The following is a 15,894-nucleotide window of genomic DNA, read 5'->3' as shown; positions in this document are numbered from 1 at the left end:
ACAATATATTGTGTTTTGAAACGGTACTAATAAAATGAATAATTTTATTATAAATGCAAAATGACACTGATAATTTAAGAAAAAACTCTTATTAACAGTGTTTAGGCACAAAATGTTTAATTATACTATATAGATCTAAATTCGAAACTAACCACTATATCTTGTGGTTTGAAAAATAAAATCACATATTAATATAAGGTCATATAGTTTTTATAAACGTTTCGTTTAGTGACTCATTTCATTCTACAACACAATGTTTTGTAGGAAGCTTTCCTTAACAATAAAGGAGAACTTCTTTTTTAATTTTTTTAAATTGGTGAAAGAAGGCGATCCAATGAAAGTAGTATATTTTTCATTTTCAGGCAATGTACGTCGATTCATTAAACGTGCTGAAATCGAAAATGCGATGGAAATTACATCTGACAACTGTACAGAAACTATTAATGAACCCTACATTTTAGTTACAGGAACCATAGGGTTTGGTGAGGTTCCTCAACAGGTTCAGGCTTTTTTAGATGTTAATCATTCAAATATTAAGGCCGTGGCTGCAAGTGGAAATAGAAACTGGGGTCAGAACTTTGCTAAAGCAGGGCGTACTATATCTGAAAAATATGATATTCCGTTGTTAATGAAGTTTGAAGTGCAGGGAACAAACAAAGACGTTATCGAATTTAAAAACAAGGTGGGTAATTTTAATGAAAACTATGGACGAGAAGAAGTACAATCATATTGAATTAAATAACGAAGTTACAAAAAGAAAAGATAATGGTTTTTTTAATTTAGAAAAAGACCAAGAGGCACTTAAAGTATACTTGGAAGAAATCCACGATAAAACAATTTATTTCGATAGCGAAATCGAAAGATTACATTATCTTGTAGACAATAACTTTTATTTCAATGTCTTTGAAAAATATAATGAGGCAGATTTAATTGAAATTACAGAATATGCAAAATCAATTAATTTCCAATTCGCAAGTTATATGTCAGCAAGTAAATTTTATAAAGACTATGCACTTAAAACCAATGATAAACAACAATTTTTAGAAGATTATAATCAACACGTTGCTATCGTATCAATGTACTTAGCTAATGGTGATAAAAACCAAGCGAAACAATTTATTTCATCCATGGTTGAACAACGTTACCAACCAGCAACACCAACGTTTTTAAATGCTGGTAGAGCACGACGTGGAGAATTAGTGTCATGTTTCTTATTAGAAGTAGATGATAGTTTAAATTCTATTAACTTTATTGATTCAACTGCGAAACAACTAAGTAAAATTGGTGGCGGCGTTGCTATCAATTTATCAAAATTACGTGCACGTGGTGAAGCAATCAAAGGTATTAAAGGTGTAGCTAAAGGTGTATTACCTGTTGCTAAATCTTTAGAAGGTGGATTTAGTTATGCTGACCAATTAGGACAAAGACCTGGTGCAGGCGCAGTTTATTTAAACATCTTCCATTATGATGTTGAAGAATTTTTAGATACTAAAAAGGTAAATGCTGATGAAGATTTACGCTTATCTACTATTTCAACTGGTTTAATTGTCCCTTCTAAATTCTTTGATTTAGCTAAAGAAGGTAAAGACTTCTATATGTTTGCGCCACATACTGTAAAACAGGAATATGGTGTGACTTTAGATGACATCGATTTAGATAAATATTATGACGACATGGTTACAAATCCAAACGTTGAGAAAAAGAAAAAAGATGCTCGTGAAATGTTAAATACGATTGCACAAACACAATTACAATCAGGTTATCCTTACTTAATGTTTAAAGATAATGCGAATAAAGTACATGCTAATTCTAATATTGGTCAAATTAAAATGAGTAACTTATGTACTGAAATTTTCCAATTACAAGAAACATCTGTAATAAATGATTACGGCACTGAAGATGACATTAAAAGAGATATTTCATGTAACCTAGGATCATTAAATATTGTTAATGTAATGGAATCTGGAAAATTCAGAGACTCAGTTCATACTGGTATGGATGCATTGACTGTGGTTAGTGATGAAGCTAATATTCAAAACGCACCTGGTGTTAAAAAAGCAAACAGTGAGTTACATTCTGTTGGTCTAGGAGTTATGAATTTACACGGTTACTTAGCTAAAAATAAAATAAGTTATGAATCAGAAGAAGCTAAAGATTTTGCTAACATCTTCTTTATGATAATGAATTATTATTCTATTGAACGTTCTATGCAAATTGCTAAAGAACGTGGAGAAAAATATCTTGATTTTGATAAATCTGACTATGCAAATGGAAAATATTTCGAATTCTACACATCTCAAGAATTTGAACCACAATTTGAAAAGGTACGTGAATTATTCGAAGGATTAGATATCCCAACTGCTGAAGATTGGAAAGCACTACAAAAAGACGTTGAACAATATGGTTTATATCACGCATATCGATTAGCTATTGCACCAACTCAAAGTATTTCATATGTGCAAAATGCTACAAGTTCAGTGATGCCTATTGTTGACCAAATTGAAAGACGTACTTATGGTAATGCAGAAACGTTTTATCCAATGCCATTTTTATCGCCAGAAACAATGTGGTATTACAAATCAGCATTTAACACTGATCAAATGAAATTAATTGATTTGGTATCAACTATTCAAACTCATGTTGACCAAGGTATTTCAACAATACTATATGTTAATTCAGAAATTTCTACTCGAGAACTTTCTAGATTATATGTATATGCGCATCATAAAGGTTTGAAATCTCTATACTATACTCGTAATAAATTATTAAGTGTAGAAGAATGTACAAGTTGCGCTATCTAAAATCATAAACAAACATAATAGAACATTAAGCTTAATCTAATTGAATTTATGATTTAGAGTATCTAAAAGAATAAAGAAAAGTGGTTGAGACATAAAGTCTTTGTGCTCTGGGAAACTGATTAACGGCGTCCCAAAAGCAGGATTTTCGGCAGAAGGGACCCAACACAGAGAATTTCACAAAGAAATTCTACAAGTAATGCAAGTTGGGCAAACTCACACGATTCGAAAAAATTTGAGAAACAATTTTGCTCATCGTCCGGTTCTGCTCAAATCCTAAGCGCTTTTGTCCCGACCTTTGTTAATACATAACCTTAATAAGGGATTAGGTAGTTTAATTGAAAGTTAGTGGTTATCTGTCACCTTAATTAAAGGATAGGAGGATTATTATTCATGAAGGCCGTCAATTGGAATACCCAAGAAGATATGACTAATATGTTTTGGCGTCAAAATATATCTCAAATGTGGGTAGAAACAGAATTTAAAGTATCAAAGGATATCGCAAGTTGGAAAACGTTATCTGAAGCTGAAAAGAATACATTTAAAAAAGCGTTAGCAGGTTTAACAGGTTTAGACACACACCAAGCAGACGATGGTATGCCATTAATAATGCTTCATACTACTGATTTAAGAAAAAAAGCAGTATATTCATTTATGGCAATGATGGAACAAATTCATGCTAAAAGTTATTCTCATATTTTCACTACATTATTACCTTCTAGTGAAACAAACTATTTATTAGATACGTGGGTTATTGAAGAACCTCATTTAAAATATAAATCAGATAAAATCATCGAAAACTATCATAAATTATGGGGTAAAGAAGCTTCCATTTTCGACCAGTACATTGCTAGAGTATCAAGTGTTTTCTTAGAAACATTTTTATTCTATTCAGGTTTTTACTATCCACTATATCTAGCTGGTCAAGGAAAGATGACAACATCTGGAGAAATTATTCGTAAAATATTATTGGATGAATCTATTCATGGTGTCTTTACTGGATTAGATGCACAAAGCTTAAGAAATGAACTATCTGAAAGTGAAAAGCAACGAGCTGATCAAGAAATGTATAAATTATTAAAAGAGTTATATGATAATGAAGTATCATATACACATCTGTTATATGATGACATTGGATTAGCAGAAGATGTACTGAATTACGTTAAATATAATGGTAATAAAGCATTATCAAATCTTGGTTTTGAACCTTATTTTGAAGAACGTGAATTCAACCCTATTATTGAAAATGCCTTAGACACTACAACTAAAAATCATGATTTCTTCTCTGTAAAAGGTGACGGTTATACACTGGCTCTAAATGTTGAAGCTTTAAGAGATGAAGATTTTATATTCGATGACGAGAAATAAATAATAAAAAGTCTTAATTTTAATCGCTATGAGATTAAAATTAAGACTTTTTTTATGTTTTTAACTTAAATATTAAAATTAATCAAATTTACAGCAATATTTTTCGAAAACCTATTGAATATTACCAATAAATTCTGTAACATTTTAAATGATAACGATTATCATTATCGTCAGAAATAATAAGAATTACTATTCAAGGAGAAAGTGTTATGAAGTTTTTACTTAAGGGATATGTTTTACTCATCTTTCTCGTTGCGTTTACGGTTCTTTCTTTATTTGTTGGTGTTAGCCAAATATCGATTACTGATATTTTCCATCTTAACAGCGACCAATTAAATATTATTTTATCGAGTCGTATTCCTCGAACAGTTAGTATTCTCATATCAGGTAGTACATTGGGTATCGCTGGTTTAATTATGCAACAAATGATGCAAAATAAATTTGTAAGTCCAACGACAGCAGGTACGATGGAATGGGCAAAATTAGGTATTTTATTATCTTTAATTTTCTTTCCTAAAGGACATATACTTATCAAATTAATTTTTGCTGTTATATGCAGTGTAGTTGGAACTTATTTCTTTGTTAAATTAGTTCAACTTATTAAGGTAAAAGATGTTATCTTTATTCCGTTGTTAGGTATTATGCTTGGTGGCATAGTTTCTAGTTTTACGACATTTATTGCGTTACGTACAAATGCAGTTCAAAGCATAGGTAATTGGTTGAATGGTAATTTTGCCATTATTACTAGTGGTCGTTACGAAGTATTATATTTAAGTATTCCGTTTTTAATAATTACATATATATTTGCGAACCATTTTACGATTGCGGGTATGGGCAAAGACTTCAGCCATAACTTAGGAGTTAACTATGAAAAAATAATTAACATCGCTTTATTTATAACTGCAACAATTACTGCGCTTGTTGTTGTCACTGTTGGTACATTACCATTTCTAGGGTTAATTGTTCCTAATATCATTTCAATTTATAGAGGAGACCATTTAAAACATGCTTTACCTCATACAATGATGTTAGGTGCGGTCTTTGTGCTGTTTTCAGACATTATAGGTCGACTAATCGTGTACCCATACGAAATTAACATCGGTTTAACTATAGGTGTGTTTGGAACTATTATATTCCTTATCTTATTGATGAAAGGTAGGGGTAATTATGCTAACTAAACACAATAAGAAAGTATTGTTACTAACCTTAATCACACTAATTATAGGTGTTTTATATTTATTGTTAGGTATTGATTTTGAAATATTTGATTATCAAATCCAAAGTCGTTTAAGAAAATTCATATTAATTATTTTAGTTGGCGGTGCTATAGGTACTTCCGTTGTTATTTTCCAAGCTATTACGACAAATCGGTTACTGACACCATCAATCATTGGTCTTGATTCCGTATACTTATTTGTGAAAATTTTACCTGTGTTTATATTAGGAACTCAATCCACATTAGTTACTAATGTTTATATTAATTTTGTCATTACATTATTAGCAATGGTATTATTTGCGCTTTTCTTATTCCAAGTTTTATTTAAAATAGGCCATTTTTCTGTTTATTTCATACTTTTAGTTGGCGTCGTACTTGGAACATTTTTTAGAAGTATTACAGGTTTTATCCAATTAGTTATGGATCCAGAATCATTTTTAGCTGTTCAAAGTACAATGTTTGCTAACTTTGACGCTTCTAATTCAAAACTTGTTGGATTTTCAGCTATCGTATTAGCCGTGTTAATCGTCATTACTATTATCTCGCTTCCATATTTAGATGTCTTATTGCTCGGTAGAGAACAAGCAATTAATTTAGGCGTCAATTATGAAAAAGTAACAAGATTATTTCTCATTGTTGTTGCTATTTTAGTATCTGTTTCAACAGCTTTAGTAGGTCCAATTACATTTTTAGGACTATTAACTGTCAATTTAGCACATGAATTTATCAAGACTTATGAGCATAAATATATACTACCTGCTACATTATGTTTTAGTTGGATAAGTTTATTTATAGCGCAATGGGTTGTTGAACATCTTTTTGAAGCGACTACTGAAGTAAGTATAATTATTGACCTTATAGGTGGAAGTTACTTTATATACTTATTAGTTAGAGGGAGAAATGCCAATTGATCCAAATTCAAAGTTTAAATAAATCCATTCAGAAGAAGAAAATTTTAAAAGATATTAATGTTGATATTGAAAAAGGAAAAATCACATCACTTATTGGTCCAAACGGTGCAGGAAAAAGTACTTTATTATCAACAATCACAAAGTTGATTCAGATTGATAGTGGCACTGTCAAAATTGAAGATAAGTGTATGGATGATTACAAAACAGATGAATTAGCTAAAAAAATTTCAATATTAAAACAAACTAATCATACTGAAATGAATATTACTGTTGAACAATTAGTTAATTTTGGAAGATTTCCTTATTGCAAAGGACACTTAAAACAAGAAGATAAAGAACAAGTACAATATGCCTTAGATTTATTACAGTTAAATGAAATAAAGGATAGAAATATCAAAACACTGTCAGGAGGACAACGTCAACGCGCTTATATAGCGATGACGATCGCACAAAATACTGAATACATTTTATTAGATGAACCACTAAATAATCTAGATATGAAACATTCAGTACAAATTATGCAAACTTTGCGTACATTAGCAAAAACATTAAATAAAACAATCGTTATTGTATTACATGATATTAATTTTGCATCCTGTTATTCAGATAATATTATTGCTTTAAAAAATGGTGAACTTGTTCTTTCTGGTAGTAATCAAACTGTTATTCAAAGCAATGTATTAAGAGAATTATATGAAATGGATGTCAAAGTTGAAAATGTAAATGGTCAACGTATTTGTCTATATTATGATGAATTGATATTGAATTAACACTAGTTTTATTAGACCTTTAAAGGAGTGATGCTTATAGTATATGGATAAATCAATCTATTCAAACATGTTCCTTTCAGCCAACCGATAAAATTAAAAAGGAGTTATTACATAATGAAAAAATCTATTTTAGTCTTATTATTATCTTTAGTATTAGTTTTAGCAGCGTGTGGTAACAACTCTAACAACGATGATTCAGGTTCTAAATCTGAAAAAAGTGGTTCAAAAGACACTGTTAAAATCGAAAATAATTATGAAGCACAAGGAAAAGAAAAAGACGGTAGCGATGCTAAAAAGGTAAAAGAAACAGTGGAAGTACCTAAAAATCCTAAAAATGCTGTCGTATTAGATTACGGTGCTTTAAACGATTTAAAAGAAATGGGTCTTTCAAGCAAAGTAAAAGCTTTACCTAAAGGTGAAGGCGGTAAATCATTACCAGATTTCTTAGATGATTTTAAATCTGATAAATATTTAAATACTGGTAACCTAAAACAAGTTAATTTCGATAAAGTTGCTGAAGCAAAACCAGAAGTGATTTTTATTTCAGGTAGAACAGCTAATCAGAAAAATTTAGATGAATTTAAAAAAGCAGCACCTAAAGCTAAAATTGTTTACATGGGTACAGATGATAAACATTATCTAAAATCTATGAAAGAAAATACAGAAAAATTAGGTAAAATTTACGATAAAGAAGATAAAGCGAAATCATTAACTAAGAAACTAGATAAAAAAGTTGATGCAATGAAAGATAAAACATCTAAATTTGATAAAAAAGTAATGTATTTATTAGTCAATGAAGGTGAATTATCTACATTTGGTCCAGGATCTCGTTTTGGTGGTTTAGTATTTGATACACTTGGATTTAAACCAGTCGATAAACATGTAACTAAAGGACCACATGGTCAAAATGTTAATAACGAATATATTAATAAAGAAAATCCAGATGTGATTTTAGCAATGGATAGAGGACAAGTTGTTTCTAATAATGCGACTGCTAAGAAAACATTAAATAATGATGTATTGAAAAACGTAAAAGCCGTTAAAGATCATAAAATTTATGAACTTGATCCTAAATTATGGTATTTTGCTTCTGGTTCAACAACTACTACTATGAAACAAATTGATGAATTAGAAGAAGTTGTAAAATAATAAATAATAAGCGCTAATAGCCTCATTGTGAGAGCCATTAGCGCTTTTATCATTTTAAATTATTAAACTTCGAAATAAAGATGGTAATGGAATTTACATCTATGATTAAAGTGAGATTGACATTTCGGACAAGATTCAACCATCATGTATTCGTTGATTGTCATTTCATTTTTACAGACACCACACATAATGGCATACTCGTTAAATTCATCTTCACTCCAGCGTTTGATAGGATGTGTCTCATGGTCGTTGTGACATTGATAACAAGGATAATATTTATTACAGCATTTGAATTTAATTGCTATAATATCCAAAAATGACTGATAATGTATGCATCTTGTTTCATTATCAACAATTGAACCGTAAACTTTCGGCAAAGAAACAAACCTCCTATAACCAATTAATCTGCGTCCGGATGTTCTCCTATAATACGTACCTCTGTATTTAATTCAACATCAAATTTATCTTTAACTGTTTTTTGAACATGATGGATTAAATCTTCATAATCTGTCGCCGTACCTTTATCTACATTAACCATAAAACCAGCATGTTTAGTTGAAACTTCAACACCACCAATACGATGACCTTGTAGATTAGAATCTTGAATTAATTTACCAGCAAAATGGCCTGGTGGTCTTTGGAAGACACTTCCACATGATGGATATTCGAGTGGTTGTTTAGTTTCACGGCGTTCAGTTAAGTCGTCCATTTTGACTTGAATTTCTTTTAAGTTACCAGGTTCTAATGTAAATGCAGCTTCTAAAACTACGAGATGTTTTTTCTGTACGATACTATTTCTGTAGTCTAGTTCTAATTCTTGAGTTGTTAATTTAAGTAAATCACCATTTTCATTAACACATAGTGCATAGTCAATACAATCTTTCACTTCGCCACCATAAGCGCCAGCATTCATAAATACTGCACCGCCAATTGATCCTGGTATGCCGCATGCAAATTCTAAACCAGTTAGTGCGTAGTCTCTTGCTACACGTGAAACATCAATAATGGCTGCACCGCTACCTGCGATAATTGCATCATCTGATACATCAATATGCTTTAATGATAATAGGCTCAATACAATACCTCTAATGCCGCCTTCTCGGATAATAATATTCGAACCATTTCCTAAATAAGTGACTGGAATATTATTTTGGTTTGCATATTTAACAATCGCTTGTACTTCCTCATTTTTAGTAGGTGAAAGATAAAAATCAGCTTTACCGCCAGTTTCAGTGTAAGTGTATTTTTTTAAAGGTTCATCTACTTCAATAATGTCGTTTGGAATAATTTCTTGCAAACCTTTTAATATATCGTTTTTATTCACTATCCGTACGTCCTTTCTTTATTCAATACTAATATTATTATTATATCAATTTTATTTGCTATTTGCGAAATAAGAAGATATTATACGCAAAGTAAATCGACTAAGATGTGCATAATACATTATTATTTTATTTTGATTTATATGCTATATAATTATGATATGTTGAACATTTATAATGAGATTTTTAATATCGTAAATATAAATTTATATAATGATTGTAGATTATATGTTTCTCTTTATTTTAAGGGACCATATTGTTTGTATATATTTTCAAATATAGATTGCTTTTGGTTTTCATACGTTCTTATTGATTCAACATTGTTTAATAATTGTTTCTTTTTTTGAGCGAATTCATTTGCGATATCTATATTATTATTTAATATGTGATAGACAGTTTGATATTGTTCAAATAATTGAGTGTTTAATTGAACGATGTGTAAACGAATTTCTTGCTTTAATTCTCTAAGATTATTAAACTTTGCCATCATTACTTTCTTTTTATAAGCGTGATGTAATCGATAAAATCCAGCATAATTGAGACGCTTTTCATCTAATGATGTAATATCATGTAAATTATCTACACCGATAAGCAAATCAAGTATGGGTTCAGTCTCATAATTAAAATGCTTCGTTCCACCAATATGCTGTGTATATTTAATTGGTGAATCTAGTAAATTATACAATAGAGCGCTTGTTTCTTGATATAAATGGTTGTAATGGTCATCTGTTTGATATTTAATGAGAGGTTGAACATGCCCGTACATGGTTTTACTCCTTTGTTATAAATTGGTAAGCTATAAAGTCTGAGATACTATAACATAATTTATTTTCTTAATAAATACGTTTCTGTATAATGTTCTATGGTAAGGGGTGCAAATATGAAAAAAATAATACTTATCCCAGTGATTTTCCTCATTATTATCTCGTTAACAGCATGTAGTAATAAAACTAATTCAGATTTAAATCATTTTGAAAGCAAATTAGATGAAGTGAATCATAAACAAGATAAATTAAAAAAAGTTATGAAAAAAATAAATCTTAAAAAATTAGATCACTTAAGTAAAACAGACACTACTGATAAAAACAGAAAAGAGTTTATTAAACTTCAAGATGATATTGATCAACAATTAATACCTGCATTCAAAGAATACGAAAAATCTGCAAAACAATTGCCTGCTGAAACAAAAGAGGTTAAAGAGTTAAAATCTGAGTATCTTAAAACTGTTAAAGATAAAAAAAGTTCAATATATGATTTGAAAGATTTTGTAGACTTGTGTAACGATTCAATCAAAGATAATGAAGATATTTTAGATTATACTAAATTATTTGAGAAGAACCGCTCTCAAGTTGAAAAGAAAATAAATAATGCTTCTAATAAAGAAGATGCAAATCAATTAACATCAAAATTAGAAAGTAATAATAAAGATTTAAAACAAACTGCCAAAATATATTTAGATACGTCTACAAGTGATGCAAAAACAGCCAAAAAAGCAATTGAAAATCATATTTCTCCTTTAATTGAGAAACAAATTAAAGATATAAATCAAACTAATATTTCTGATACAAATGTCGATAATGCCCGTAAGAACGCGATTGAAATGTACTATAGTTTAGAGAATTATTATGATACTCGTATTGATACTATAGAAGTTGGTGAAAAAATATCTAAAATAGATGTCGATAAGTTGCCAAAAGAGGGTAAAGATATAGATAAGAAAGATAAGGAATTTAATTCGAAATTAAAAAAGGTAAAACAAAAAAACAATTAATTTTGATTAGAATTAAATAAATTAAATAACCATGGTTAACATTGCTAAGTAAAATGTGTATAATTGTACCCACTGATATTATTTTCGGGATATGAATATCACGCATATGCTCAGAAAATGTGATAAATACTTTTAGAGGTGAATAGAATGGCTATAAAGCTGAGTTCAATTGACCAGTTTGAACAAGTGCTAAATGAAAATAAATATTTATTTGTTTTAAAACATAGTGAAACTTGTCCAATTTCTGCAAATGCGTATGATCAGTTTAATAAATTTTTATATGAACGCGATATGGATGGTTACTATTTAATAGTACAGCAGGAGCGTAAGTTATCGGACTATATTGCTGAAAAAACAAATGTAAAACATGAATCACCACAAGCATTTTACTTCGTCAATGGTGAAATGAAATGGAATGCTTCACATAGTGATATCAATGTTTCATCATTAGCTCAAGCAGAAGAATAATTTTTTCAGATAAGTGAACAAATAATTGAGTGATGAACGTAAATTTTAACTAATTTTGTGTTCATTTAAAAGATAAAAGTCATTTTATTACTATGATGTAGTAGTGAAATGGCTTTTTTAGTTATTAAAACGAAATATGGTTTATCATTTATGGTTTGCTAGTGAATAGGATATAATAAATCAATATTCAAAATGTAATTGTTTTAATATAATTTGTAATAGCTTTTATTGTGAAATACGCAGCATTCATATGTATAATATGTTAGTGTAAAATATTAATTATACGATGAATCTATAAATTATATTTAAAACATCATATAAATGATTTTAATAAGTAACACTATATATAAAACAAGGTGGTTAAGGCGATGAAAGTTTTAGTAGCCATGGATGAATTTAATGGTATTATTTCTAGTTATCAAGCAAATAGATATGTAGAAGAAGCGGTTGCTAGTCAAATTGAAAAGGCAGATATTGTGCAAGTGCCATTATTTAATGGCCGCCATGAATTAATGGATTCTGTATTTTTATGGCAGTCTGGTAGTAAATATCGAGTTGCCGCTCACGATGCAGATATGAATGAAGTAGAGGCAATATATGGTCAAACTGATAGTGGAATGACAATTATAGAAGGTAATTTATTTTTAAAAGGTCAAAAACCAATTCAACAAAGAACTAGTTATGGTTTAGGAGAAATATTAAACGCAGCACTAGACAACGATGCTAAACATATTATTATTTCATTAGGTGGAATTGGCAGTTTCGATGGTGGAGCAGGGATGTTACAAGCCTTAGGTGCTAAATTCTATGATGATGAAGCAAATATTGTTGATGTGACAAAAGGTGCCCATGTCATTAAATATATTAGACGCTTAGATTTTTCAGAAATTCATCCGAAATTAGCTGAAGCTAATATTCAAGTGATGTCAGATTTTTCTAGTAGATTATATGGTAAGCAAAGTGAAATTATGCAAATGTATTCTACGCTAGGGATGACTCAAAATGAAGCAGCAGAAATAGATAATTTAGTATGGTATTTTAGTGAATTATTTAAAAGTGAGTTAAAAGTGACGATTGGACCTATCGAGCGTGGTGGTGCTGGTGGCGGTATTGCTGCAGTATTAAAAGGATTATATCAAGCAGAAATTTTAACTAGTCATGAGCTTGTAGATCAAATTACACATTTAGAAGATTTGGTACAACAAGCAGATTTAATTATTTTCGGTGAAGGGTTAAATGAACGAGACCAATTGTTGGAAACTACGACATTACGTATTGCAGATTTAACCGAAAAGCATAATAAAACATCAATTGCTATTTGTGCTACTGACGATAAATTTGATTTATTCGAAGGTAAAGGTGTGACGGCAATGTTTAATACATTTATCGACATGCCTGAAACTTACACTGATTTTAAAATGGGTATTCAAATTAGACATTATACTGTTCAAGCATTAAAACTATTAAAAACACAATTTGATGTTAATCAATAAAATAAACTAAATAACACGCCTTGGTTGTCATTTTGTATAAGACAATCAAGGCGTGTTTATTATTGTATTTATTTATTTGAATTGGCTACTTCTTCAGCTATACCTACCATAACGTGGATAGCTTTTTCCATTACATTAATAGAAGCATATTCATAAGGACCATGGAAATTGCCACAACCTGTAAAAATATTTGGTGTTGGTAAGCCCATAAATGAAAGTTGTGAACCATCTGTACCACCGCGAATTGGATCGGTATTTGGTTTAATATCTAATTGATTGAATACTTTAGTTGGAATATCAATAATATGTTGATGTTGTTTTATTTTTTCAGCCATATTATAGTATTGATCTTCAACATCGACTTTAACAGGATAATTTTCGAAATGTGAGTTAATATCGTCACGAATTTCCATAAGTCGTTTTTTACGTAAATCGAATTTCTTTTTATCATGATCTCGAATAATATATTGTAATGTTGCTTTTTCAACGTTACCTTCAAAGTTCATTAAATGATAGAAACCTTGATAACCTTCAGTACGTTCAGGAACTTCATTTGGAGGTAACAAACTATTAAATTGTTGTCCAAGTGAAATGGCATTAATCATAGCATTTTTGGCAGAACCAGGATGTACGTTCACACCATGACAAGTAATAGTAGCTGCTGCAGCATTAAAGCTCTCGTATTGTAGCTCACCAAGTTGACTACCATCCATTGTATATGCGAAATCAGCATTAAAACGTTCAACATCAAATTGATGAGGACCGCGACCAATTTCTTCATCTGGAGTAAAGCCAACACGGATTTTACCATGTTTAATTTCGGGATGTTCAATAAGGTATATTAGACCTTCCATAATTTCAACTACACCGGCTTTATCGTCAGCACCTAATAATGATGTACCATCAGTAATCATTAGCGTATCACCGATGACATGTTTAAGTTCAGGGAAGACTTTAGTATCTAAAATTCGGTTTGTTTGTCCTAGTTGAATTGGTTTTCCATCATATTTTTCAATGATTTGCGGATTAACACCAGTCGCATTAAAGTCAGGTGATGTATCAACATGTGCTAAAAATCCAACAGTTGGTACGTCCGCATCTATGTTGCTTTCTAATGTAGCAAACAGATAACCATGATCATCCATATCTGTTTCAAGGCCCAAATCTTTTAATTCTTTCTCCAATAGATTTAGTAAATCCCATTGTTTAGTTGTAGAAGGCGTAACATTAGAATTTGGATCTGATTGTGTATCAATTTTTACATATCTTGTTAATCTATCAATTATTTGTTCTTTCATGTTAGACATCCCCTTAAACTCTGTTATTCATATTATAAGATTTCTTATAAGATTTACCTTTAATCTTACCATAATACTGTTTGATACGTGTGTAGATATAATAGATAATTTCTGCAACAAGAATACCAAATGAAATCGCACCAGATATTAGTGTAACTTCTAAAAAAGTATTTACTGCATTTGTATAATTATTTGAAACTAAATAACGTGTAGCTTCATAAGCTGCGCCACCAGGTACAAGTGGGATAATTCCAGGAACAATGAAAATGATAACAGGTCTTTTGTAACGTCTACTCATCGTATGGCTTAATAATCCTAATATTAAGCTACCTAAAAAGGAAGCACCTACTTTACCAAATTGCATGTCTACAGTGAATTGATAAATAGTCCACGCTACCGCACCGACAAACCCACAAGCTAACAATAGTCGACGAGGCGCATTAAAAATGATGGAGAATAGGACTGTGGAAATGAAACTGATTGTAAAGTGAAATAAATAAAATAACAATATGAACAGCCTCTCTTAAAAAATTAGTAATACAATTGCAACACCGGCACCAATAGCAAATGCAGTTAATGATGCTTCAACACCTCTAGACATACCTGCTAATAGTTCTCCTGCAAGCAAATCTCGAATTGCGTTGGTAATTAGAATACCAGGCACAAGAGGCATTACACTAGCAATAGTAATAATATTTTGATTGGTCGCTAAGCCAATTTTAGAACTTGCAACTGCTATTGATATAACGACTGAAGCAGCAACAAATTCTGAGAAAAATTTAATTTGGATATAACGTTGAACTAGACTAAAGGTTAAAAATGCAGCGCCTCCAGCTATCGCAGCTATCCAACAATCTGATGCGACACCACCAAACATAAATAAGAAAAATCCGCATGCAATGGCTGCTGCAAATAAATTAATTAAAAAAGAATATTGCAACGAAGCACTTCTAAGGTGGATTAATTCAGACTTAGCTTCATCTATTGTAAGTTGATTGTTAGAAATTTTACGAGATAAGCTATTTGTTAAAGCTATTTTTTCCAAATCTGTCGTTCTCTCTCTGATTCGTATCAGTCTTGTACTTGTTCGATCATTTAATGAAAAAATGATAGCGGTAGAAGTTACAAAACTATATGTATCATATAAGCCATAGCTATGTGCAATTCTATTCATTGTATCTTCAACTCGGTATGTTTCAGCACCCGCTTCAAGTAATATTCTTCCAGCAATCAATACAACATCAATCACTTTATTTTCATCAATGATAGTGATTGAGTCAGACATGAACAACCACCTCCTAGTTAATTTATTGATATGAATAATTGAAGT

The 15,894-nt window shown here is 30.4% G+C and carries 16 protein-coding genes; 10 read left to right on the top strand and 6 right to left on the bottom strand.

The window, feature by feature from the left end; genetic code table 11:
* The first annotated feature begins 334 nt into the window (after nt 1-334).
* The 7 genes from nrdI (at nt 335) to NSQ15_RS10015 (ending at nt 8,212) form a co-directional block, all read left to right on the top strand.
* On the top strand, nt 335-733 hold the full coding sequence (gene nrdI / locus NSQ15_RS10045; protein WP_026083473.1) for a class Ib ribonucleoside-diphosphate reductase assembly flavoprotein NrdI: 399 nt from the start codon (nt 335-337) through the stop codon (nt 731-733).
* Nucleotides 696-2,801, top strand: a complete 2,106-nt coding sequence (gene nrdE / locus NSQ15_RS10040; RefSeq protein WP_217193778.1) for a class 1b ribonucleoside-diphosphate reductase subunit alpha — start codon at nt 696-698, stop codon at nt 2,799-2,801. The genes nrdI and nrdE overlap by 38 nt, the downstream gene beginning before the upstream one ends.
* Nucleotides 2,802-3,191: 390 nt before the next feature.
* On the top strand, nt 3,192-4,166 hold the full coding sequence (gene nrdF, locus NSQ15_RS10035; protein WP_002450939.1) for a class 1b ribonucleoside-diphosphate reductase subunit beta: 975 nt from the start codon (nt 3,192-3,194) through the stop codon (nt 4,164-4,166).
* Nucleotides 4,167-4,375: 209 nt separating this feature from the next.
* Nucleotides 4,376-5,344, top strand: a complete 969-nt coding sequence (locus tag NSQ15_RS10030; protein ID WP_017637112.1) for an ABC transporter permease — start codon at nt 4,376-4,378, stop codon at nt 5,342-5,344.
* A complete protein-coding gene (locus NSQ15_RS10025; protein ID WP_017637111.1) occupies nt 5,334-6,293 on the top strand; it encodes an iron chelate uptake ABC transporter family permease subunit in 960 nt (319 codons plus the stop codon). Before NSQ15_RS10030 ends, NSQ15_RS10025 begins: the two co-directional genes overlap by 11 nt.
* Complete coding sequence (locus NSQ15_RS10020) at nt 6,290-7,063, top strand: iron ABC transporter ATP-binding protein (RefSeq protein WP_340747134.1); 774 nt, start codon at nt 6,290-6,292, stop codon at nt 7,061-7,063. The genes NSQ15_RS10025 and NSQ15_RS10020 overlap by 4 nt, the downstream gene beginning before the upstream one ends.
* 114 nt (nt 7,064-7,177) lie before the next feature.
* On the top strand, nt 7,178-8,212 hold the full coding sequence (locus NSQ15_RS10015; protein WP_017637109.1) for a ferrated catecholamine ABC transporter substrate-binding lipoprotein SstD: 1,035 nt from the start codon (nt 7,178-7,180) through the stop codon (nt 8,210-8,212).
* A gap of 62 nt (nt 8,213-8,274) precedes the next feature.
* On the opposite strand, the gene NSQ15_RS10010 is transcribed toward NSQ15_RS10015, so the two are convergent.
* The 3 genes from NSQ15_RS10010 to NSQ15_RS10000 form a co-directional block, all read right to left on the bottom strand.
* A complete protein-coding gene (locus NSQ15_RS10010) occupies nt 8,275-8,589 on the bottom strand; it encodes a CHY zinc finger protein (protein WP_017637108.1) in 315 nt (104 codons plus the stop codon).
* A gap of 23 nt (nt 8,590-8,612) precedes the next feature.
* Nucleotides 8,613-9,539, bottom strand: a complete 927-nt coding sequence (gene murB, locus NSQ15_RS10005; protein WP_340747190.1) for a UDP-N-acetylmuramate dehydrogenase — start codon at nt 9,537-9,539, stop codon at nt 8,613-8,615.
* Between the two features lie 233 nt (nt 9,540-9,772).
* Entirely contained in the window at nt 9,773-10,300 is a 528-nt protein-coding gene (locus NSQ15_RS10000) for a GrpB family protein (protein ID WP_217193780.1), read from the bottom strand.
* A 114-nt stretch (nt 10,301-10,414) separates the two neighbouring features.
* On the opposite strand from NSQ15_RS10000, the gene NSQ15_RS09995 reads away from it, so the two are divergent.
* The 3 genes from NSQ15_RS09995 to NSQ15_RS09985 all read left to right on the top strand — a co-directional run bounded on the left by NSQ15_RS09995 (nt 10,415) and on the right by NSQ15_RS09985 (nt 13,266).
* A complete protein-coding gene (locus NSQ15_RS09995; RefSeq protein ID WP_340747133.1) occupies nt 10,415-11,305 on the top strand; it encodes an EMYY motif lipoprotein in 891 nt (296 codons plus the stop codon).
* A gap of 147 nt (nt 11,306-11,452) precedes the next feature.
* Nucleotides 11,453-11,773, top strand: coding sequence for a bacillithiol system redox-active protein YtxJ (ytxJ, locus tag NSQ15_RS09990; protein WP_017636805.1), 321 nt, complete (start codon nt 11,453-11,455; stop codon nt 11,771-11,773).
* Nucleotides 11,774-12,141: 368 nt separating this feature from the next.
* The gene (locus NSQ15_RS09985) at nt 12,142-13,266 is read left to right on the top strand and encodes a glycerate kinase (protein ID WP_029056479.1); all 1,125 of its coding nucleotides are present in this window, start codon (nt 12,142-12,144) and stop codon (nt 13,264-13,266) included.
* Between the two features lie 68 nt (nt 13,267-13,334).
* Here NSQ15_RS09985 and pepT read toward each other — a convergent pair whose 3' ends face one another.
* From pepT to NSQ15_RS09970, 3 genes are read right to left on the bottom strand one after another with little or no spacing between them, the layout of a single operon-like run.
* The gene (gene pepT, locus NSQ15_RS09980) at nt 13,335-14,564 is read right to left on the bottom strand and encodes a peptidase T (RefSeq protein ID WP_340747132.1); all 1,230 of its coding nucleotides are present in this window, start codon (nt 14,562-14,564) and stop codon (nt 13,335-13,337) included.
* A 13-nt stretch (nt 14,565-14,577) separates the two neighbouring features.
* Nucleotides 14,578-15,072, bottom strand: a complete 495-nt coding sequence (locus tag NSQ15_RS09975; protein WP_017636808.1) for a threonine/serine exporter family protein — start codon at nt 15,070-15,072, stop codon at nt 14,578-14,580.
* Between the two features lie 15 nt (nt 15,073-15,087).
* Nucleotides 15,088-15,849 (bottom strand): threonine/serine exporter family protein, encoded by a 762-nt coding sequence (locus tag NSQ15_RS09970; protein WP_217193781.1) that lies wholly within the window; start codon nt 15,847-15,849, stop codon nt 15,088-15,090.
* Between the last annotated feature and the right edge of the window lie 45 nt (nt 15,850-15,894).

The sequence above is a fragment of the Staphylococcus sp. FSL W8-0774 genome, assembly GCF_038006785.1.
GTDB lineage: Bacteria > Bacillota > Bacilli > Staphylococcales > Staphylococcaceae > Staphylococcus > Staphylococcus pasteuri.
This window is presented reverse-complemented; position numbering and strand designations above follow the sequence as displayed.

Excerpts from the sequence above, each read along its gene's own strand:
- nrdI (WP_026083473.1), top strand. The coding sequence starts at position 335 with ATGAAAGTAGTATATTTTTCATTTTCAGGCAATGTACGTCGATTCATT.
- nrdE (WP_217193778.1), top strand. The coding sequence starts at position 696 with ATGAAAACTATGGACGAGAAGAAGTACAATCATATTGAATTAAATAAC.
- nrdF (WP_002450939.1), top strand. The coding sequence starts at position 3,192 with ATGAAGGCCGTCAATTGGAATACCCAAGAAGATATGACTAATATGTTT.
- NSQ15_RS10030 (WP_017637112.1), top strand. The coding sequence starts at position 4,376 with ATGAAGTTTTTACTTAAGGGATATGTTTTACTCATCTTTCTCGTTGCG.
- NSQ15_RS10025 (WP_017637111.1), top strand. The coding sequence starts at position 5,334 with ATGCTAACTAAACACAATAAGAAAGTATTGTTACTAACCTTAATCACA.
- NSQ15_RS10015 (WP_017637109.1), top strand. The coding sequence starts at position 7,178 with ATGAAAAAATCTATTTTAGTCTTATTATTATCTTTAGTATTAGTTTTA.
- NSQ15_RS10000 (WP_217193780.1), bottom strand. The coding sequence starts at position 10,300 with ATGTACGGGCATGTTCAACCTCTCATTAAATATCAAACAGATGACCAT.
- NSQ15_RS09995 (WP_340747133.1), top strand. The coding sequence starts at position 10,415 with ATGAAAAAAATAATACTTATCCCAGTGATTTTCCTCATTATTATCTCG.
- ytxJ (WP_017636805.1), top strand. The coding sequence starts at position 11,453 with ATGGCTATAAAGCTGAGTTCAATTGACCAGTTTGAACAAGTGCTAAAT.
- NSQ15_RS09985 (WP_029056479.1), top strand. The coding sequence starts at position 12,142 with ATGAAAGTTTTAGTAGCCATGGATGAATTTAATGGTATTATTTCTAGT.
- pepT (WP_340747132.1), bottom strand. The coding sequence starts at position 14,564 with ATGAAAGAACAAATAATTGATAGATTAACAAGATATGTAAAAATTGAT.
- NSQ15_RS09970 (WP_217193781.1), bottom strand. The coding sequence starts at position 15,849 with ATGTCTGACTCAATCACTATCATTGATGAAAATAAAGTGATTGATGTT.